The organism is Paraburkholderia phenazinium (genome assembly GCF_900141745.1).
Classification (GTDB): Bacteria; Pseudomonadota; Gammaproteobacteria; order Burkholderiales; family Burkholderiaceae; genus Paraburkholderia; species Paraburkholderia phenazinium_B.
This window is the reverse complement of the sequence record NZ_FSRM01000001.1, coordinates 2,357,396-2,376,679: the sequence shown is the minus strand read 5'-3', so window position 1 is coordinate 2,376,679 and position 19,284 is coordinate 2,357,396. Positions and strand designations below refer to the sequence as shown.

General features: G+C 63.5%; 18 protein-coding genes. 8 read left to right on the top strand and 10 right to left on the bottom strand.

Annotation, left to right across the window (positions count from 1 at the left end):
* The first annotated feature begins 9 nt into the window (after window positions 1-9).
* On the top strand, window positions 10-1,449 hold the full coding sequence (cls, locus tag BUS06_RS10855) for a cardiolipin synthase (protein WP_074264265.1): 1,440 nt from the start codon (window positions 10-12) through the stop codon (window positions 1,447-1,449).
* Between the two features lie 42 nt (window positions 1,450-1,491).
* Here cls and BUS06_RS10850 read toward each other — a convergent pair whose 3' ends face one another.
* On the bottom strand, window positions 1,492-1,971 hold the full coding sequence (locus tag BUS06_RS10850) for a glutathione peroxidase (protein ID WP_074264264.1): 480 nt from the start codon (window positions 1,969-1,971) through the stop codon (window positions 1,492-1,494).
* A gap of 229 nt (window positions 1,972-2,200) precedes the next feature.
* Here BUS06_RS10850 and BUS06_RS10845 point away from each other — a divergent pair, with 229 nt between their 5' ends.
* Window positions 2,201-4,171 (top strand): ATP-binding cassette domain-containing protein, encoded by a 1,971-nt coding sequence (locus tag BUS06_RS10845; protein ID WP_074264263.1) that lies wholly within the window; start codon window positions 2,201-2,203, stop codon window positions 4,169-4,171.
* 165 nt (window positions 4,172-4,336) lie between these two features.
* Entirely contained in the window at window positions 4,337-5,404 is a 1,068-nt protein-coding gene (locus BUS06_RS10840) for a CaiB/BaiF CoA transferase family protein (RefSeq protein WP_074266026.1), read from the top strand.
* A gap of 89 nt (window positions 5,405-5,493) precedes the next feature.
* On the opposite strand, the gene BUS06_RS10835 is transcribed toward BUS06_RS10840, so the two are convergent.
* From BUS06_RS10835 to alr, 3 genes are all read right to left on the bottom strand, one after another.
* Window positions 5,494-5,757, bottom strand: coding sequence for a DUF2866 domain-containing protein (locus BUS06_RS10835; RefSeq protein ID WP_074264262.1), 264 nt, complete (start codon window positions 5,755-5,757; stop codon window positions 5,494-5,496).
* Window positions 5,758-5,898: 141 nt separating this feature from the next.
* Window positions 5,899-7,275: a DNA repair protein RadA gene (radA, locus tag BUS06_RS10830; RefSeq protein ID WP_074266025.1), complete on the bottom strand. Its 1,377-nt coding sequence runs from the start codon at window positions 7,273-7,275 to the stop codon at window positions 5,899-5,901.
* Between the two features lie 8 nt (window positions 7,276-7,283).
* On the bottom strand, window positions 7,284-8,354 hold the full coding sequence (gene alr / locus BUS06_RS10825; protein WP_074264261.1) for an alanine racemase: 1,071 nt from the start codon (window positions 8,352-8,354) through the stop codon (window positions 7,284-7,286).
* Between the two features lie 218 nt (window positions 8,355-8,572).
* Here alr and lplT point away from each other — a divergent pair, with 218 nt between their 5' ends.
* A complete protein-coding gene (gene lplT / locus BUS06_RS10820; RefSeq protein ID WP_074264260.1) occupies window positions 8,573-9,880 on the top strand; it encodes a lysophospholipid transporter LplT in 1,308 nt (435 codons plus the stop codon).
* Between the two features lie 15 nt (window positions 9,881-9,895).
* The gene (gene thiD / locus BUS06_RS10815; RefSeq protein WP_074264259.1) at window positions 9,896-10,702 is read left to right on the top strand and encodes a bifunctional hydroxymethylpyrimidine kinase/phosphomethylpyrimidine kinase; all 807 of its coding nucleotides are present in this window, start codon (window positions 9,896-9,898) and stop codon (window positions 10,700-10,702) included.
* Between the two features lie 42 nt (window positions 10,703-10,744).
* Here thiD and BUS06_RS10810 read toward each other — a convergent pair whose 3' ends face one another.
* From BUS06_RS10810 to tsaB, 4 genes are read right to left on the bottom strand one after another with little or no spacing between them, the layout of a single operon-like run.
* Window positions 10,745-11,749, bottom strand: a complete 1,005-nt coding sequence (locus BUS06_RS10810; RefSeq protein WP_429287171.1) for a DUF1853 family protein — start codon at window positions 11,747-11,749, stop codon at window positions 10,745-10,747.
* On the bottom strand, window positions 11,746-12,780 hold the full coding sequence (locus tag BUS06_RS10805; protein ID WP_074264257.1) for a uracil-DNA glycosylase: 1,035 nt from the start codon (window positions 12,778-12,780) through the stop codon (window positions 11,746-11,748). Before BUS06_RS10805 ends, BUS06_RS10810 begins: the two co-directional genes overlap by 4 nt.
* The gene (gene rimI, locus BUS06_RS10800; RefSeq protein WP_074264256.1) at window positions 12,767-13,261 is read right to left on the bottom strand and encodes a ribosomal protein S18-alanine N-acetyltransferase; all 495 of its coding nucleotides are present in this window, start codon (window positions 13,259-13,261) and stop codon (window positions 12,767-12,769) included. The genes BUS06_RS10805 and rimI overlap by 14 nt, the downstream gene beginning before the upstream one ends.
* Window positions 13,258-14,121 (bottom strand): tRNA (adenosine(37)-N6)-threonylcarbamoyltransferase complex dimerization subunit type 1 TsaB, encoded by an 864-nt coding sequence (tsaB, locus tag BUS06_RS10795; protein ID WP_074266024.1) that lies wholly within the window; start codon window positions 14,119-14,121, stop codon window positions 13,258-13,260. The genes rimI and tsaB overlap by 4 nt, the downstream gene beginning before the upstream one ends.
* Before the next feature lie 197 nt (window positions 14,122-14,318).
* Here tsaB and BUS06_RS10790 point away from each other — a divergent pair, with 197 nt between their 5' ends.
* Window positions 14,319-14,588 (top strand): acyl-CoA-binding protein, encoded by a 270-nt coding sequence (locus BUS06_RS10790; protein WP_074264255.1) that lies wholly within the window; start codon window positions 14,319-14,321, stop codon window positions 14,586-14,588.
* Between the two features lie 50 nt (window positions 14,589-14,638).
* Here BUS06_RS10790 and BUS06_RS37380 read toward each other — a convergent pair whose 3' ends face one another.
* Window positions 14,639-15,007: a hypothetical protein gene (locus BUS06_RS37380; protein WP_143787492.1), complete on the bottom strand. Its 369-nt coding sequence runs from the start codon at window positions 15,005-15,007 to the stop codon at window positions 14,639-14,641.
* Here BUS06_RS37380 and BUS06_RS10785 point away from each other — a divergent pair.
* Complete coding sequence (locus BUS06_RS10785) at window positions 15,006-16,631, top strand: DEAD/DEAH box helicase (RefSeq protein WP_074264254.1); 1,626 nt, start codon at window positions 15,006-15,008, stop codon at window positions 16,629-16,631. The two genes, BUS06_RS37380 and BUS06_RS10785, sit on opposite strands and share 2 nt — an antisense overlap.
* A 395-nt stretch (window positions 16,632-17,026) precedes the next feature.
* The gene (gene aceA, locus BUS06_RS10780) at window positions 17,027-18,334 is read left to right on the top strand and encodes an isocitrate lyase (RefSeq protein WP_074264253.1); all 1,308 of its coding nucleotides are present in this window, start codon (window positions 17,027-17,029) and stop codon (window positions 18,332-18,334) included.
* Window positions 18,335-18,651: 317 nt separating this feature from the next.
* Here aceA and BUS06_RS10775 read toward each other — a convergent pair whose 3' ends face one another.
* Window positions 18,652-19,086 (bottom strand): universal stress protein, encoded by a 435-nt coding sequence (locus BUS06_RS10775; RefSeq protein WP_074264252.1) that lies wholly within the window; start codon window positions 19,084-19,086, stop codon window positions 18,652-18,654.
* Window positions 19,087-19,284: the final 198 nt, after the last annotated feature.

Genomic DNA, 19,284 nt, shown 5'->3' with positions numbered 1-19,284 from the left:
CGCGCGCCTATGCAATTCGACCTCCTTCATATCGCACCGCTCGTCCTTCTCGCCCATCTGCTGGGCGTGATCGCGGCGTGCCATGCCATTCTCAACACGCGTACCTCCCAGGGCGCGGTGGCATGGGCGGTATCGCTGGTAGCCATGCCGTACCTGACGGTAGTGCCTTACCTGTTCCTCGGACGCAGCAAGTTCCGCGGTTACGCCGACGCGCGCCGTATCGAAAACGAGTCACTGCGCACCCAGGCCCATCCCCACGCGTGGGACGAGCAGGCCTCGTCAGCCGGGCGGCCGACCGACGAGCTCGGCCCCCGGCTCGTAAGCTCGCTGACGCGTCTGGGCGGCATGCCATTCCTGCCTGGCAACTCCGTGCGCACGCTGGTGAACGGCGAGGCAACCTTTGCTGCGATCCTCGAAGCCATCGACCAGGCACGCAGCTACATCGTCGTTCAGTTCTTCATCGTGCGCGACGATTCGCTCGGCGAGATGCTGAAGGACGCGCTGCTCGCCAAAGCAGCACAAGGTGTGCGCATCTATTTTCTCTACGACAGCATCGGCAGCTTCGATCTGCCGCACAGCTATGTGGCCAGGCTACGGGCCGGTGGCGTCGAGGTGCATCCGTTCGCCACCAACCGGCGCTTCGTCAACCGCTTCCAGCTCAACTTCCGTAATCACCGCAAGATCGTCTCGGTGGACGGCGAGCGAGCGTTTGTCGGCGGACATAACGTCGGCGTGGAATATCTCGGCGCCAAGCCACCGCTTTCGCCGTGGCGCGATACGCATATCGAGGTGCGCGGGCCGGTGGTCGCCAGCATCCAGTTCGTGTTCACGGAAGACTGGTACTGGGCCACCCAGACGCTCCCGCCGCTCGATATGCCGTCTTACGAAGCGACCGATGAGGGCATGCATTGCATCGTCATGCCTACCGGCCCCGCCGACAAGCAGGAAACCTGTTCGCTGTTCTTCGTCGAAGCAATCAACGCGGCGCGCGAGCGGATCTGGATCACCACGCCTTATCTCGTGCCAGACGAAGCGGTGTTTTCAGCACTACGGCTCGCGGTGCTGCGCGGCGTGGACGTGCGCATCCTGATTCCGAGCCGGCGCGACCACTACGTCGTGTTCGAAGCGTCAAAGCTCTATGCCTACGACTCGGTCAACGCCGGCATCCGCATCTTCCGCTACCGGCCTGGCTTCCTGCATCAGAAGGTGGTGCTGATCGATACGGTCGCCGCGGCAATCGGCAGCGCGAATCTCGACAACCGCTCGTTCCGGTTGAACTTCGAGATCATGGTGCTGACCGTGGACCGCGGCTTCGCCACCGAAGTCGAAGCGATGCTCACGCGCGATTTCGCCGAATCCTACGAGATCGACCGTAACGAGTACCGCCAGGCGCCTGCATTCAGACGCGTGACGATGCACGTTGCAAGGTTGTTCTCGCCGATTCTTTAGGAGCCGGAATCGCCTGTGTTGCGCAGGCGCCGCCGCCCGCCCCTAAAGCAGCTTTTCGATCTCGCCGGTAATCGATTCGGGTTTGGTCACAGGTGCATAGCGTTTGACGACTGTGCCATCACGGCTCACCAGAAACTTGGTGAAATTCCACTTGATACCCTCCAGCCCCAGCAGACCGGGCGCCTCACCGGTCAGATAGCGGTACAGCGGGTGGGCGTTGGCACCGTTCACGTCGATCTTGTCGAACATCGGGAAGCTCACGCCGTAGTTCTTCTCGCAGAAGCTGCCGATCTGCGTTGCGTCACCCGGCTCCTGTTTGCCGAACTGGTTGCACGGGAAGCCGAGAATCTCGAAGTCGCGCCCCACGTAGGTTTCGTACAGTTTCTGAAGCCCCGCATATTGCGGAGTGAAGCCGCACTCGCTCGCCGTATTGACGATCAGCAGCACCTTGCCGCGATAACGGTCAAGACTCACCTCCTCGCCGCCGAGCGTGCGCGCCGAGAACGAATAAATTGACGTCATGGTCCCCTCCGTTGTCGACCGGATTCTAGCGCTTCAGATGCCCCCCGAGTTCGCTCTTTAGCGCGCTACTCCGGTCCCATGCAAAGCGCTGACTCCAGTCCCATGCAACATAGTGGTGAAAGGCGTCAGTCTAAGCTAAAAGCCCTACTTGCACAGTTAGCCGAATGGCCGATGCCTGGCTAGCCTCCGGCGGTCTAAAATAGCGTTTTTTCCAAGCCGGCCCCTCTTAGTGATCCGCTTTAACCAGTTCAGTCTCGCGCGCGGCACCAAGCCGCTCTTCGAACAAACCACCTTCACCCTGAACCCCGGCGAGAAAGCCGGGCTGGTCGGGGCGAACGGCGCGGGCAAGTCGACCCTGTTTGCCGTGCTGCTCGGCGAACTGCACGCGGACGGCGGCGGCTTTTCCATGCCGCCCGCCTGGCAGATCGCCCATGTGGCGCAGGAAACCCCCGCCGTCGACAAGACCGCGCTCGCCTACACGCTGGACGGCGACGCCGCGCTGCGCGCCATCGAGGCAGCGATTGCTGCCGCCTCGGCCGCACACGACGGCGCCGCGGAAGGCGAAGCACACGCGGCCTTTGCCGACGCCGACGGCTATACCGCCCCGGCGCGCGCCGAAGCGCTGCTGCTCGGCCTGGGCTTCACGCTCGAGCAGACGCGCTTGCCGGTGACAAGCTTCTCCGGCGGCTGGCGCATGCGCCTGAACCTGGCTCAGGCGCTGATGTGCCGCTCCGACCTGCTGCTGCTCGACGAGCCGACCAACCACCTGGACCTCGACGCCATCGTCTGGCTCGAAGACTGGCTGCATCGCTATCCGGGCACGCTGATCGTGATTTCGCACGACCGGGAATTTCTCGATTCGGTGTGCAATGTCACGCTGCATCTGGAGCAACAGCAGATCAAGCGCTACGGCGGCAACTATTCGCAATTCGAAATCCTGCGCGCACAGCAGATCGCCCTGCAGCAAAGCGCGTATGAGAAGCAGCGGCGCACGGTCGAACATCTGCAGAGCTACATCAACCGCTTCAAGGCGCAGGCTACCAAGGCGCGCCAGGCGCAGAGCCGGGTGAAGGCACTTGAAAAGATGGAACTGATCGCGCCGGCCCACGCTTCATCGCCGTTCACGTTCGAGTTCCGTACACCTGACTCCGCCCCCAACCCGATGATGGTGATGGAGAGCGTGCGCTGCGGCTATCGCAACGAAAGCGGCGAGATTCCGATTGTCGAGCACGTCACGCTGTCGATCCAGAACGGCCAGCGCATCGGCCTGCTCGGCGCGAACGGCCAGGGTAAATCAACGCTCATCAAGACGCTCGCGGGCACGCTCGAAGCGCTCGGCGGCGACGTTCGCGAAGGCAAGGGGCTGCGCATCGGCTACTTCGCGCAGCATCAACTCGAAACGCTGCGCCCGCAAGACTCGGCGCTGCAGCATCTGGCCCGGCTTGCGCCCGACACGCGAGAGCAGGAGTTGCGCGACTACCTCGGCGGCTTCAACTTCTCCGGGGAAATGGCAACCGCCGCGATCGCACCGTTTTCAGGAGGCGAGAAAGCGCGTCTCGCGCTGGCGTTGGTTATCTGGCAAAAGCCGAATCTGCTGCTGCTCGACGAACCGACCAATCACCTGGATCTGGAAACGCGTCACGCGTTGACCATGGCGCTTGCCCAGTTCGAAGGCACACTAATCCTCGTCTCGCACGATCGCCACCTGTTGCGCGCTACCACCGATCAATTCATGCTGGTGGCGAAACACCGGCTGCAGCCGTTCGACGGCGACCTCGACGATTACCGCGACTGGCTGCTGCAGCATGCTGCCGAACAGCGCGCCGCGCTGAAGGCCGGGAGTGCCGGCAACGCGGCAGGCGCAGCGAATAGCGGCAGTGGTAGCAATAGCGGCAATGGCGAAGACAACGCTGCAAACCGCAAGGAGCAGCGCCGTCAGGACGCCGAAACGCGCCAGAAGCTCTCGCAGCTGAAAAAGCCGCTGCAGAATCGCATTGGCAAGATCGAAAAGGAAATGGACGCGCTGAACGCCGAAAAAGCGACGCTGGATGCGTTCGTCGCGGATCCGGCGAGTTACGATCCTGAACAGAAGACCAGGCTGACGGAGGCGATCCGCCGTCAGGCGGATGTGAATGCGCGCCTCGAAGCGCTCGAAGCCGAATGGCTCGATACTCACGAGGAACTTGAACAGATCGGATGAGGACGCTGCGCTGGGCGCGCCGGCTTCAGAACAAGCGCCCCGCCCTGTCGCTTCGCGCTAGTGCCCGGAGGCGCGCCCCCAAGGGGACTTACTGCGGGGCGGCAAACTTTGGGTGGTCTGGCGTTTTCCAGAGAGAGGAGGTTGGCATTGACGTCTCCCGCTGCATTGCATGGCCTGCGCGTCCTTGACCTGACGCGCCTGCTGCCCGGCCCGGTCGCGGCTCTGCGTCTCGCGGAAATGGGCGCGGATGTACTGAAGATCGAAGCCCCGGGCGCCGGGGACCCGACGCGCACGATGCTGCAGGCCTCGAGCGACCGGGTCGCCGGCCGTCCCGGCGCCTTCTATCGCATGGTCAACCGCGGCAAGCGCGAGACGCGCCTCGACCTCAAGTCCGAAGCGGGACGCACCGTACTGCGCGCGCTGGCCCGGGAAGCCGACGTGCTGATCGAGAGCTTCCGGCCGGGCGTGATGGACCGGCTGGACATCGGCTACGACAACCTGAGCGTGCTCAATCCGAAGCTCGTCTACTGCGCTATCACCGGCTACGGTTCGACGGGCCCCTTCGCCCGTCAGGCCGGCCACGATCTGAATTACGTCAGCTACGCAGGCGTCCTCGAGCAACTGGCGGCGCGCGACGGCGCGCCGATCCTGCCGAACTTCCAGATTGCCGATCTGCTGGGCGGCGCCGCAAGCGCGGTCGAGCAGATTCTCGCGGCGCTGTGGCAGGTGGCACGCGGCGGCAACGGCCGCTTCGTCGACGTATCGATGACACACGCCACCCACGCGAACAACTTCCTCGCCCGTGTCTCGCTCGCCAACGACGGCGACGCGCCGCCAGCCGGCGGTGGTCTGCTGAACGGTGGTGTGGCCTGCTACAACCTGTATCGGACGCAGGACGGCCGCTGGCTCGCGGTCGGAGCGCTCGAACTCAAGTTCTGGGAAACGCTGTGCCACGCGCTTGATCGTCCGGAATGGGCGTATCGGCATTGGAGCGTGGGGCAGGCCATCGGCGGACCCGATGCGCTCGCGCTGATACAGGACATGACCACCCTGATCGCTGGCCGTCCGCTGGAAGATTGGGTGCGCTTGCTGGAACCGCTCGATTGCTGTGTGTCGCCGGTGCTGAGACCAGCGGAGGCAGCCCAACATCCGCTATTCAATCCCAAAGCGGAACCCGGCGCGGACGAAGAAGCCAGTGAAGCGGCCGATGACGGAGACGGGCGGCCAGGCTAAAGGCGAATCAGATCGCAGGCCTCAGGCGCAGGCACAGGTCCAGCCCAGGCAGCACCTAGCTCCAGCCTGCAGCCCCCGCCTCGCCGCATTTAACGCCGCGGCAAAGTCTGACGCGGCGCCCGTTCGTCGTCGTACAACATGTATTTCCGTCCCTCGACGTGACGGTCGATGGTGGCACGCACTTCATCCGCGGTGACGTTTTCAGCCACGACGCGGCGCGAAATCTGGCCCGTGGTGTCGATCCATTCGACGATCCGGCACGCGCCACCCCAAGGCTGGCGGATGGGCGCAGACACGCGGCAACCGCGGACTTGCATGGGACGCTCGGGCACTGTTTCGTGAGACTGTTTCAAGGCGCGATCCTTTTCCGCTCAAGAGGGATGGCAGACCTGACCAGCTTAGGGAATACGAGTGTTGCGTGGGTTACATCCAATACGCGGTTATTTACGGAGCATTACGCGGCGCCTGCTGCAAAAATGCTCCGCAAACGACGCCTACTCTAGCGTTCTGATACGGTCGATAGCCTGTTCGAGCCGGTCTACCGCAATAACCTGTAAGCCGTCGATCGGCTGTTTCGGCGCATTCGCCTTAGGAATCAACGCGATCGAGAAGCCCAGCTTGGCCGCTTCCTTGAGGCGGTCCTGGCCGCGCGGCGAGGGCCGGATCTCTCCGGCGAGCCCCACTTCGCCGAACACGATCAAACCCTTGGGTAGTGGTTTGTTACGCATTGACGAGTGAATCGCCAGCAGCACCGCGAGGTCCGCCGCTGGCTCCGTGATCTTGACGCCGCCCACGGCGTTCAGAAAGACGTCCTGATCGAAGCAGGCGATCCCGGCGTGCCGATGCAGCACCGCCAGCAGCATCGCCAGACGGTTCTGCTCCAGCCCCACCGCGAGACGGCGTGGATTCGGCACATTGGCCGCATCCACCAGCGCCTGCACTTCGACGAGCAGCGGCCGCGAGCCTTCCTGCGTCACCAGCACGCACGAGCCAGGCACGACCTGCTCGTGCTGCGAGAGAAACAGCGCCGACGGATTTGCCACACCGCGCAGTCCGCGCTCGGTCATGGCGAACACACCGAGTTCGTTGACTGCGCCGAAGCGGTTCTTGAACGCGCGCACAAGGCGGAACGACGAATGCGTGTCGCCTTCAAAATACAGGACGGTGTCGACGATATGCTCGAGCACCCGCGGGCCCGCCAGATTGCCTTCCTTGGTCACGTGGCCGACCATGATGATCGCGGTGCCGGATTGTTTGGCAATCCGCGTCAATTGCGCCGCGCATTCGCGCACCTGCGCGACCGAGCCTGGTGCCGACGTAAGCGCCTCGGAGTAGACCGTCTGGATCGAATCGATCACGGCGACCTCGGGCCGTTCGCTTTCGATGGTCGCCTGGATTTTTTCGAGCTGGATCTCGGCGAGTAGTCTGAGTTCACTGGCCTTGGAGCCGGGATCGAGCAGCGAAAGCCGTTGCGCCCGCAACGCAATCTGCGCAGCCGATTCTTCGCCGCTGATATAAAGCGCGCGCCGCTCGTGGGCGATTTCCCCGAGCGACTGCAGCAACAAGGTCGATTTGCCGATTCCCGGATCGCCACCGATCAGCACCACCCCGCCCGGCACCAGGCCGCCGCCCAGCACGCGATCGAATTCGCTGACGCCGGTCGAAAAGCGCGGCACGTCCGACGCCTCGATATCCGCGAGGCGCTGCACTGGGGCACTTTTGGCGAGCGACTGGAAGCGGTGCGCGGACGGCGACTCGGCCACCGTCTCTACCAGCGTATTCCATGCATGACATGCCGGGCACTGACCCTGCCACTTGGGCGCCTGCCCGCCACATTCGGTGCAGGTGTACATCGTCTTCGGTTTAGCCACGCGCCCGCCTATTCCGCTCGCACCGGCACGCGCGGCGCCACCGCACACATCAGCTCGTAGCCAATGGTGCCGCACGCCTTGGCGACGTCGTCGATCGGCAGTGCGTTGCCCCACAACTCGACGCGCGAACCGACACCGGCCGTCGGGCACGGCGTCAGGTCGACGGTCAGCATATCCATCGACACCCGGCCGACGACCCGTGTCCGTATCCCATCGACGATCACCGGCGTGCCATCCGGCGCAACTCGCGGATAGCCGTCCGCATAACCGCACGCCACCACGCCGATGCGCATCGGGCTGCGCGCCTTGAAAATCGAGCCATAACCGACGGTCTGGCCCTCGGCGACGTTCTGCACCGCGATCAGCTCCGAGGCGAGCGTCATGGCGGGTTGCAGTCCCGTACCCTCGATCGCAGCGGTGAAGCCCGACGGTGAAGCACCGTACAGAATGATGCCCGGGCGCACCCAGTCGAAATGCGACGACGGGTGCCATAGCGTGGCCGCCGAGTTGGCGAGACTGCGTGCCCCCGCGATGCCCTGCGCGCCGCGCTCGAACGTGTCCATCTGATGGGCAACGCCGCGGTCGCTGTCAGCGTCCGAGAAATGCGTCATCAGCGTAATCTGACCCACTCCCTGACACGCACGCGCCCTCTCCCACGCCGCCCGGAACCGCTCCGGCGTATAGCCGAGGCGATTCATGCCGCTATTCATTTTCAGCTGGATATTGACGGGTTTAGACAGGCGCGCCATTTCCAGCATGCGCAACTGTTCGTCCGAATGCAGCGCCGTGCTGAGGCTGTAACGATCGATCACATCAATGTCGGTGGGGCGAAAAAAGCCTTCGAGCAAAAGAATTGGCCCGGCCCAGCCCAATTCACGCAACTTCACGGCTTCTTCGAGGTCGAGCAATCCAAAGCCGTCCGTTGCGCGTAAACCGGGAAAGGCTCTTGCGAGGCCATGTCCGTAAGCATTGGCTTTGACGACAGCCCAGATTTTCGAATTTGGGGCATAACGACGGACGACGGCGAGGTTATTGGCGAGCGCTGCGGTGTGAATCGTGGCTGAGAGGGGGCGCGGCATGGGATGTTTTCGTAAAGACGCTTGCGAATCAGGAGCTTACAGTGCGTTTTCAGCGCTCAGGAGCCCGCTGGGCGGTGCGATCAAGGATTCTGCTAGTCCGAATCCAGCTATTTTCGTGATATAAAGCCGTGCGCACAACCCATTTCGAACGGCATAAGCCCGGACGCCTTGCACACGGCCGGGGCGGACAGACCGCAGCGAGGACAGCATCGCATCAGATGAAAAAAGGTTTTTACACCATCATGGCCGCGCAGTTTTTTTCGTCGCTGGCCGACAATGCGCTTCTGATCGCTGCAATTGCACTGCTGAAAGATCTTCACGCCCCAAACTGGATGACGCCGCTGCTCAAGTTGTTCTTTGTGCTGTCGTACGTCGTCCTCGCTGCCTTCGTCGGCGCCTTCGCCGATTCGCGTCCGAAAGGGCGTGTCATGTTCGTCACCAATACCATCAAGGTGGTCGGCTGCTTCACGATGCTGATCGGCGCGCATCCATTGATTGCGTACGGTATCGTCGGCTTTGGGGCAGCGGCCTACTCGCCCGCCAAATACGGCATCCTCACCGAACTGCTGCCGCCTGACCGCCTCGTCGCCGCCAACGGCTGGATCGAAGGCACCACGGTCGGTTCGATCATTCTTGGCACCGTATTAGGCGGTGCGTTGATCAGCCCGCATATCGCCTCGCACATTCTCAAGCACCACATTCCGACCGTCGACACGCCAGCCGAAGCGGCCATGCTGGTGATCATGGCGATCTACGTGGTCGCCGCACTCTTCAATCTGCGCATTCCCGACACCGGTGCCCGCTATCCGAAACAGGAGCGAGGCCCAGTCAAGCTCGTCACCGATTTTGCGGACTGCTTCCTGATTCTCTGGCACGACAAGCTGGGACAGATCTCGCTCGCGGTCACCACGCTGTTCTGGGGTGCCGGCGCGACGCTGCAGTTCATCGTGCTGAAGTGGGCCGAAGTGTCGCTCGGCATGTCGTTGTCCGAAGGCGCGATCCTGCAGGCGGTCGTGGCCGTCGGCGTGGCAGCGGGCGCGATCTTCGCGGCCTCGCGCGTGCCGCTCAAGAAGTCCCTTTCGGTATTGCCGGTCGGCATCGCGATGGGCATCGCGGTGATGATGATGGCCTTCTATACGCGCAACCTGTTTCCCGCTCATTGGGGCTTTTACTTCGGCCATATGCACGTGTCGGGCTATCTGATCCTTGCGTATATTTTCCTGATGATCGTTGGCGGCCTGTCGGGATTTTTCGTGGTACCGATGAATGCGCTGTTGCAGCATCGCGGCCACGTGCTGCTTTCCGCGGGTCACTCTATCGCTGTGCAAAACTTCAACGAAAACCTCTCGGTGCTCGTAATGCTGTGCCTGTACGCGGTGCTGGTGTGGCTCGACGTGCCGGTGTCGGCGGTTATCGTGCTGTTCGGCACCTTCGTGTGCGTGATGATGTGGTTCGTGATGCGGCGCCACCAGGCGAACCAGCGCGCGTTCGACTCGGTCGCGCTGATCGGCGAAGTGAAACACTGACGCAGCAGCACTTTCATGACTCAACGGATTCCCAACGTCCTGACGATCGCCGGCTCCGACTCCGGCGGCGGCGCCGGCATTCAGGCCGACCTCAAAGCCTTTTCGGCGCTCGGTGCCTACGGCGCGAGCGTGATTACCGCGCTGACGGCGCAAAACACACGCGGCGTGACGGCGATTCATACGCCCGAGCCGGCATTCGTCACGGCGCAACTCGACGCGGTCTTCGACGATATCCGCATCGACGCGGTGAAGATCGGCATGCTAGCGAACGCCGAGGTGGCGCGGGCTGTCGCCGAGGCGCTACGGCGCCATCGGCCGAAGCACGTCGTGCTCGATACCGTGATGATCTCCAAGAGCAATCACGCGCTGCTGTTACCCGACGCGGTTGCCGTGGTGCGCGACGAGTTGCTGCCGCTCGCCGACCTGCTGACGCCGAATCTGCCGGAAGCGGCTGCCTTACTGGGCCTTACCGCTGCCATCGACGAAGCAGGCATGATCGAACAAGGTGAAGCGTTGCGGGCGCTCGGCGCCCGCGCAGTGCTGATGAAAGGCGGCCATCTCGCGGCTTCCGACAGCCCGGACTGGCTCGTGCAGGAGTCGGGCACGCTGCGACTCGGCGCGCGGCGCGTGCCGGTGACGAACACGCATGGGACCGGCTGCACGCTGTCATCGGCGATTGCGGCGCTGATCCCGCAGCGCGACGACCTCGCGGCTGCTGTAGCGGATGCGAAGGCGTATCTGACCGGCGCGCTTGAGGCCAGCGATCAACTCGACGTCGGCCGTGGCGTCGGGCCCGTGCATCATTTTTATCGCTGGTGGTGAGTTGAGCCGGCCGGTGTCGCTGCGAGCGGCACCCGCTGAGGTTCACTGCCGCGCGAATGCCTGCGCTTTCTGCGGCCAGTCGTCCGGCACGATAAAACCACGGGAGCGCTCGACCCAACGGCCCGCGTCGTCGATCCAGAAGGCCGCGACCATGGTCGGGCCGTTTTGATGCGCCACGCGCTCGTTCAGGGCAAGTGCATCGACAAATGCAATGCCTTCCGCTTCCGCCGCCCCCGGCTCATGCCTGCGCGGCGCGAGCCACTCTAGCCGCGGCAAAACCCGCCACGCCTGCGCATGGCCGGCCGCGAAAGCCGGCCAGTCCGTGCGCGTCGTCCACCAGCCGCGTGCATGGGCCGGATCGATTTCCGCGGGATCGCCGGCCGGCTCGTCCCGTTCGTGCCGTTGCCATTGCCCTAGCGGGTAGAACAGCCAGCCCTTGATAAACATCTGCGGTTCCCACGGACCCACGTGCCCCAGTGAGGCGAACTCGACGCGCGCGCTGAGCGGCAACTGATGATCGAGCAGGTGGCTCAGTTTCAGATCGAAGCGGTCCTGCAGATTCGGGCCGACATAGTCCGCCAGTTGCGCGCGCGAGTCTCCTGCGTGCAGATAGCACTTGACGGCCAGTTCCCAGTGCAGACGCCGACCCGCTTGCGTCTGCACCAGAAAGTCACATTCACCCAAGGTCAGACCCGCGCGCCGCAGAGGTACGTTCGCCGCGATGAGACGCGCGGTGGGGCCATGCTGCAGGAACCATGCGAGCAGACACTCCGCGTAACGGCCAAGACGGGTGAGGCGGGCCGCTGCGATGTCGCGTTGCAACCCGGTCGGATCGGCATCGAGAGCGTGCAACCAGGCGATTGTGGCAGCGAGCTCGTCGGAGGTTTCGAAGGCGCGGGCGAGCATCCCCACTGGTGGTTGCTCGCGCAACAGATCCGCGCTGAACAGTAGCCAGGCGAGATCGCGCACAACCGGCTGGCACAGCGCATCCCATTGCGCCGCAGGCGCAGCGGCCGGAAGCGCTGCCGGCCGGATCCCGTTCATCAGTCGGCCGTTGTTCTGGCAGTCGTTTCGGCCGCCTTGAGCCACGTGTCGCGGGCGAGACACAGATCGGCCCACGCCTTCGACTTGTCGGCCAGGCTGCGCAGCAGATAGGCCGGGTGATAGCTCACGATGACCGGCACGCCCTCATAGGTATGCACGCGGCCGCGCAGCGACGAAATACTCGCGTCGGTCTTCAGAAGACTCTGTGCTGCGAAACGGCCGAGCGCAACGATCAGCTTCGGCTTGACGAGCGCGACCTGACGCTGCAGATACGGCTCGCAACGCATAACCTCGTCCGGCTCGGGATTGCGGTTGCCGGGCGGCCGGCATTTGATCACGTTGGCGATGTAGACGTTAGTGTCACGCGCGAGCGTCAGCGAACGCAGCATGTTGTCGAGCAGCTTGCCGGCCTGGCCGACGAACGGCTCGCCCTGACGATCCTCGTTTTCGCCTGGCGCTTCGCCGATCAGCATCCAGTCGGCGTTGCGATCGCCGACGCCAAATACCGTGTTGGTGCGCTTCTCGCACAAGCGGCATTGCTGGCAGCCAGCCACGCGTTCGGCGAGCGCATCCCAGTCGAGGGAGTCGACCGACGATGGTTTCGCGCGCGCCTCGGCGGGTACCAGGGGCGCCCCGGACGGCGGCTGGCTCGGCAGGTCGTCGAACCAGGCGAAATCGTCGTCAGGCGGGGCGGACGATGAGGCAGCGTCGGAGCGGGCGGTATGTACAGTCTGTTCGGGACGCGCAGCGGGTGCACGCGGTGTCGCGGCGGGCGTGCCGCGTTCGGGCGCTCGCGGCGGCAGGTCGTCCTGGCGCACCGAAGAACGCTGATCAACTTCGACACGTTCGGCAGGCACGGTCTCCTGTCTGAGGCTTTGCGGCACATTACCGACGTCTGCAGCAGGCGCTGCAACTGCAGTTTCAGGTGCCGCGGCCGCCGACGCAGCCTCGCCGTCACTCGCCTGCCCCATTCCGCGACGCACCCACATCGGTGCGAGGCCGAACTCTTCCAAAGCGGATTCATGCAGCGCCATCTGCGCCCTCCCTGACAAAAGAAAAACGCATCACGATGGCATCCTCCCGGCTGCGATGCCGCGCCGGATAATAGTTCTTGCGACGGCCGATCGAAGCGAAGCCGAAGCGTTCATAGAGCCGGATAGCCCGGTGGTTCGAAGGCCGCACTTCGAGCAGCAGCCCGTCAAGTTTTTCGTTGCGCGTGATACGCACCGCTTCGCGCAGCAGCGACAGGCCCGCGCCCACACCTTGCGCGGCGGGCGCCACGCACAGATTCAGCAGATGCATCTCGTCGACCACCGGCATCAGCACGCAGTAGCCGATCAGGCTACCCGTGACATGACGCAGGCACACGCCGAAATAGCCGTTGCGCAGCGAATCTTCAAAATTGCCGCGGCTCCATGGAAATTCGTACGCCGCCTTTTCGATGATAGCGACCTCGTCGAGATCGCCTTCGGTCATTGGCGACATGTAGCGGTCCGCCAGCAACACGCCGCTCATCGTCCGCCCTCGCCTTGCGATGCCGGGTGTGGAGATGCCTGGTTGGCTGACTGATCCGCTGCCTGAGGCGCCGTATGTTTCGCAGCCTGTTCCGCCGCCTGTTCCGCCTTGGCCGCTTTCTCAGCCTTATCCGCCATCCGTTCTGCCGTAGTCTGCGCAACCTTGTTTCGCACATACTCGGGCGCGGCAAGCTCTGCCGGAACCGTACGGCCGGCGCGCAGCGCGCGCAGCGCCGCGAACGCGAGCGGCAACGCATGCGGGAGCGCGTCACCGTCGATCACCTGCGCCACCGTTGTGGCCACAAGGCGCGCGCCGAATGCTGCGGCAGCGTTACCCACAAGCGTAAACGGCGCATCGGGCAAGCTCAGGCGGTCCGGCGCATCAAGTGACGCCGGCTGGACGGTGCGCCATTCGCCTTGTGCGTCATCCCATGCGTAATCGGCCCAATACACCTCGTCCATGCGGGCGTCGAGCGCCGCCAGCACCCGCTTGACGGACGGATCGCGCAAACGCGCGCTCTCGGCGCAGGCGAGCAGCGTACCGATTGGCACCACCGGGCAATTCAGGCCGAAAGCGAGCCCCTGGGCAACACCGGTCGCGGTCCGCAGGCCCGTGAACGATCCAGGCCCCGCCCCGAAGGCAATCGCGTCGCAATCAGCGAGCTTGAGGCCGGCTTCGTCGAACAGTTCGCGGATTGCGGGCAACAGGCGCGTGCTGGACACCGCACCGGTCGCCTCATGACGCACCCACGTGCGCGGTTCGGAGGCGGAGGCGCCCGCCGCGTCGACGGCGGCGGACAGAAGCGCGACCGAGCAGAATTCGGTCGACGTATCGAGGGCAAGCAGCACAGTTCGGGTCATGACCGCTATTGTAATGCGACGTCCCCAGTTGCCGGACAGGCAGCGTGCACGCAGCCGCGCAGAACGGCGCATAGGCTTGCGCGAAGCGCCCCGCTCGCCACGCCGTTTGGAGTAATCGTTCGAGCTTCGTTCGATGCACCGGGCGAGGTCGCTTGTTATGATCGTCGGCCCATCTTGAATTTGCCACGGAGAAACACATGAGCGACGTCGACGCGCAATTCGCGAAAGCCCACGAAGAAGTGCAACAACTGCCGGAACGTCCGGGCAACCTGACGCTGCTGCGCCTGTACGCGCTCTACAAGCAGGCCACCAAGGGCGATGTGCAGGGCGACAAGCCGGGCTTCACCGATATCGTCGGCAAATACAAGTACGACGCATGGGCCGCGCTGAAAGGCACGGCACAGGACACCGCCAAGCAGCAGTACGTCGAACTGGTCGAATCGCTGAAAAGCGGCGCCTCGGCCTGAGAGCGGCCGCCAGTTTAGGTAGAACCGCCGCTTTCCTTCACGGAAATGTCTTAAACATGTGGCGCAGTGCAGCAAAAGCCGTTACAATCCTGCCTGCGCTTCACTGCTTTGCCCGGCTTTCTCCAGCGGCCTTTGCGGCGCAGCGCCTCGTAGCGTTTTGCTCCAATCCAGTTTAGAACCTGTCCCCTCCTGCCTAGCCCCCTACGGGCGATCATGTACCAGGCTGGCGGCACGCCGTGTTGGCATGTCGCAACCGATACAGCTTCTAACGAAAAGCTCGCCTTCATTGTCGCGAGCTGCCCCCGTTTTTCGATTTGCTCGCTGCTTCTTTGCTCGCTGAATCCGACGACTTGGGTATGCCGATTGGCGCCGACGTATTTATTCCGTGCATCACCCAGGATCGTTTCAAGGATTCTCATGACTTCGAGCAATACCCCCAGCAGCCCGTTGAACGCCATCGCCGACCAAGCCCTCGGTCTCGCCGCCAGTGACGCAGCACCCGCACAAGCCGCAGCCGTTGCTGCAGCGCCGGAAGCCGTCGCAGCCGAAACCGCAGCACCGGCCGGCCCGTCGTTCGCGTCGCTCGGTCTGTCCCCGGACGTCGTCTCCGCACTGACCGCCGCTGGCTACCAAACCCCGACCCCGGTTCAGCAACGCGCGATCCCCGCTGGCATCGCCGGCCGCGATCTGATGGTCTCGAGCCCGACCGGCTCGGGCAAGACCGCCGCGTTCATGCTGCCCGCCATCGAGCGTTTCTCGCAACTGCAAAAGGCGCAAGCCAGCCAGCCGCGTGAACCGCGTCCCGCTGACGGCGCCCGCACGCGCCGCCCGCAGCCGGTTGCCCGTCCGACCATGCTCGTTCTGACGCCGACCCGCGAACTCGCAATGCAGGTCACCACCGCCGCTGCCAACTATGGCAAGCACCTGAAGCGCCTGCGCACCGTCAGCATTCTCGGTGGCGTCGCTTATGGCCAGCAGCTGATGCTGCTGGCGAAGAACCCGGAAATTCTGGTTGCTACGCCGGGCCGTCTGATCGACCACCTGGAACGCGGCCGTATCGATCTGTCGCAACTGCAGATCCTCGTGCTCGACGAAGCTGACCGCATGCTCGACATGGGCTTCATCGAAGACATCGAAACGATCGTTGCCGCTACGCCGGCTTCGCGCCAGACCATGCTGTTCTCGGCCACGCTCGACGGCAAGATCACTTCGCTGACCGGCCGCCTGCTGAAGGACCCGGAGCGTATCGAGATCGTCCAGCGTATGGAGCAGCGCACCAACATCGCGCAAACCGTTCACTACGTCGACGACCGCGATCACAAGGACCGTCTGCTCGACCATCTGCTGCGCGACTCCGGCCTCGACCAGGCTATCGTTTTCACGGCAACCAAGATGGACGCCGACCAACTGGCTGGCCGTCTTGCCGACGCTGGCTTCGAATCGGCTGCACTGCACGGCGATCTGCCGCAAGGCGCACGTAACCGCACGATCAAAGCCCTGCGCGAGCGTCGTGTGCGCGTGCTGGTCGCAACTGACGTCGCGGCTCGCGGTATCGACATCCCCGGCATCACGCACGTGTTCAACTACGACCTGCCGAAGTTTGCTGAAGACTACGTGCACCGTATCGGCCGTACCGGCCGTGCTGGCCGCTCGGGTATCGCCGTGAGCCTCGTGCATCACGCGGAACAAGGGGCGTTGAAGCGCATCGAGCGTTTCGTGCGTACGCCGCTGGCGGTCAACGTCGTCGAAGGCTTCGAGCCGCGCAAGTCGGCTCCGTCGGGCAATGGCCGTCCTGGCTTTGGCGGCCGTGGCCGTCCGGGCGGTGGCAACGGCGGTGGCCGTCGCTTCGGCAGCGGCAGCGGTGCGGGCAAGCCGGCCGGTAATGGCGGCGGCGCCCGCACCGGCAACGGTGGCGGCAATGGCGGCGGCTGGGCCGGCAAGTCGGCCGGCGGCGGTTCGCGCGAAGGCTTCGGCGGTTCGCGTGACGGTGGCTACGGCGCACGCCGCAGCGACGGTCCGCGTACGGCGCGCCGTGGTAGCTGAATAAGTAGTTAAATGGGCGATGGACGGCCATGCGCCGCCCTCAACCCAGACGAAACCGGTGCTCGTGCACCGGTTTTTTTTCGTCCGGATTTTGGTCGTACGCAAAATTTCACGATGTGGAAAATTTTTTTGCCTCGTAAAAAATCGTGCTGCGTGGCACAACGAAGCTGTTGCAGCAGGGAAAATCACGTTTCTCAATGCGAAACAAACAAAATAAGTAATTGATTTTAAACAATTAAAAATCTCACACAACACGTGACGTGCATCTATTGCGCGCACTTCGATTTGCCTAGACTCTTATACAAGACTTCACGAAACGAAACGCCTTCGCGGCACAGCGCTTCGAGAAGAAAGAGTTCACCGATCCACTATCCAGGCAATCCAAGGAGCAAACCATGACGTCACGCCAACAGCAAGCACAGCAACTCCAGCAGCAATGGGAAACCGATCCGCGCTGGAAGGGCATCAAACGCACCTATAGCGCAGATGACGTGGTGCGCCTGCGTGGCTCGGTGCCGGTTGAGCACACGCTCGCCAGGCGTGGCGCGGAAAAACTGTGGGAAAGCGTCAACAACGAGCCGTTCGTGAACTCGCTCGGTGCCCTGACCGGCAACCAGGCCATGCAGCAGGTGAAGGCCGGCCTCAAGGCGATCTATCTGTCGGGCTGGCAGGTGGCGGGCGATGCCAACGTCGCCGGCGAAATGTACCCGGACCAGTCGCTGTATCCGGCCAACTCGGTGCCGCTCGTGGTCAAGCGCATCAACAACACGCTGACGCGCGCCGACCAGATCCAGTGGTCCGAAGGCAAGAACCCAGGCGACGAAGGCTATGTCGACTTCTTCGCGCCGATCGTGGCCGACGCTGAAGCCGGTTTCGGCGGCGTGCTGAACGCGTTCGAACTGATGAAGGCCATGATCGAAGCGGGCGCTGCTGGCGTGCACTTCGAAGACCAGCTCGCCTCGGTGAAGAAGTGCGGCCACATGGGCGGCAAGGTGCTCGTGCCGACCCGCGAAAACATCGCCAAGCTGACCGCGGCGCGTCTGGCCGCGGACGTCTCCGGCACGCCGACCGTCCTGCTGGCCCGCACCGACGCGGAAGCCGCTGACCTGGTCACCTCGGACATCGACGACAACGACAAACCGTTCCTGACCGGCGAGCGCACCGTCGAAGGCTTCTATCGCACGCGCCCGGGTATCGAACAGGCCATCTCGCGCGGCCTCGCATACGCGCCGTACGCCGACATGATCTGGTGCGAAACCGGCAAGCCTGACCTCGCATTCGCGAAGAAATTCGCCGAGGCGATCCACAAGGAATTCCCGGGCAAGATGCTCGCGTACAACTGCTCACCGTCGTTCAACTGGAAGAAGAACCTCGATGACGCGACGATCGCGAGGTTCCAGAAGGAACTCGGTGCGATGGGCTACAAGTTCCAGTTCATCACGCTGGCTGGCTTCCACGCGCTCAACTACTCGATGTTCAATCTCGCGCACGGTTATGCCCGCAACCAGATGACCGCGTTCGTCGAAATGCAGCAGGCGGAATTCGCAGCGGCCGAAAAGGGCTTCACCGCGGTCAAGCACCAGCGCGAAGTGGGCACGGGCTACTTCGACGCCGTGACGCAAACGGTCGAACGCGAGGCCTCGACGACTGCGCTGCATGGCTCGACGGAAGACGAACAGTTTTTCGACAAGAAGGTGGCGTAAGGCGTTGGTCGGCACAAACCATGGTTCAAACCAAGTCTGTGCCGGCTAACAACTTGAAACGGGGGCTTGAAAGTAAAAGCCCAGGCGAATCGACAGGCAGGCAGACAGACCGAAAAGTGGTCCCGCCAGAGGACCGCAATCAGGGAGGAGACAGTCAAGCCGGAGAAGGCCTGCAAGCGAGACCCACAAGGTCTCCAGACGGGCCCGGGCGGACCGCGGAATCTGAGAGAAAAGTAGATGGCACAGCTAACTATGATGTGCCGCAGGCAGCGCGCCGGCTTCATCCCGCCGGCGCGTTTTTTCCAAACCGCGTTCGTTCACCGATACACGATCACCGGAATCTTCGTATGCGTGAGCACCCGCTGCGTCTCGCTGCCGATCAACAGGCTGCCGAGTCCGCGGCGTCCATGCGAAGCCATGAAGATCACGTCGCAACCACCCTTTTCGGCCGCCTCGATGATGCCGAGATACGGCGCCGGATGCACGCTGGTGAGGCTTCTGACGATCACCCCAACGTTGCGTCCAGCCCACTCGACCTCCCGCAGATGCACGCGCGCTTCGCGCTCGCTGCGCTCCAGGAAATCGCCGGGCGGCTCGATCACCACTTCGGAGAACGGCGAGTAGGGATATTGCGGCAAGCAGGCATACGCGGTGACATCCGCGCCGATCGCCTGAGCGAGATCGATTGCGCCTTCGATCGCTTTTCGTGACAAGTCTGAACCATCCGTCGGAACCAGGATGTGTCTGAACATGGTGCCTCCGTCGTCGACTGCGGCTGGACCTGCAAAGCGGCGGCAATGTATTGCATCGCATCGGCCACCGCAAAGCAGGTCTTCAGGACAGCGAAAGCCGGGCCGAACCCGAACCTTACGAAACGGAAAACGCGCTGCCCCAATCGATTGTAGTGCGCCTGAGTCGACACGACGCCCGCTTGCGGGTCTGTCCGCATA

Coding starts and splice junctions, on each gene's coding strand:
- tsaB (WP_074266024.1), bottom strand. CDS start 14,121: ATGACCCGAACTGTGCTGCTTGCCCTCGATACGTCGACCGAATTCTGC.
- BUS06_RS10805 (WP_074264257.1), bottom strand. CDS start 12,780: ATGGCGCTGCATGAATCCGCTTTGGAAGAGTTCGGCCTCGCACCGATG.
- BUS06_RS10790 (WP_074264255.1), top strand. CDS start 14,319: ATGAGCGACGTCGACGCGCAATTCGCGAAAGCCCACGAAGAAGTGCAA.
- BUS06_RS10775 (WP_074264252.1), bottom strand. CDS start 19,086: ATGTTCAGACACATCCTGGTTCCGACGGATGGTTCAGACTTGTCACGA.
- cls (WP_074264265.1), top strand. CDS start 10: ATGCAATTCGACCTCCTTCATATCGCACCGCTCGTCCTTCTCGCCCAT.
- BUS06_RS10785 (WP_074264254.1), top strand. CDS start 15,006: ATGACTTCGAGCAATACCCCCAGCAGCCCGTTGAACGCCATCGCCGAC.
- lplT (WP_074264260.1), top strand. CDS start 8,573: ATGAAAAAAGGTTTTTACACCATCATGGCCGCGCAGTTTTTTTCGTCG.
- aceA (WP_074264253.1), top strand. CDS start 17,027: ATGACGTCACGCCAACAGCAAGCACAGCAACTCCAGCAGCAATGGGAA.
- BUS06_RS10850 (WP_074264264.1), bottom strand. CDS start 1,971: ATGACGTCAATTTATTCGTTCTCGGCGCGCACGCTCGGCGGCGAGGAG.
- rimI (WP_074264256.1), bottom strand. CDS start 13,261: ATGAGCGGCGTGTTGCTGGCGGACCGCTACATGTCGCCAATGACCGAA.
- thiD (WP_074264259.1), top strand. CDS start 9,896: ATGACTCAACGGATTCCCAACGTCCTGACGATCGCCGGCTCCGACTCC.
- BUS06_RS37380 (WP_143787492.1), bottom strand. CDS start 15,007: ATGAGAATCCTTGAAACGATCCTGGGTGATGCACGGAATAAATACGTC.
- alr (WP_074264261.1), bottom strand. CDS start 8,354: ATGCCGCGCCCCCTCTCAGCCACGATTCACACCGCAGCGCTCGCCAAT.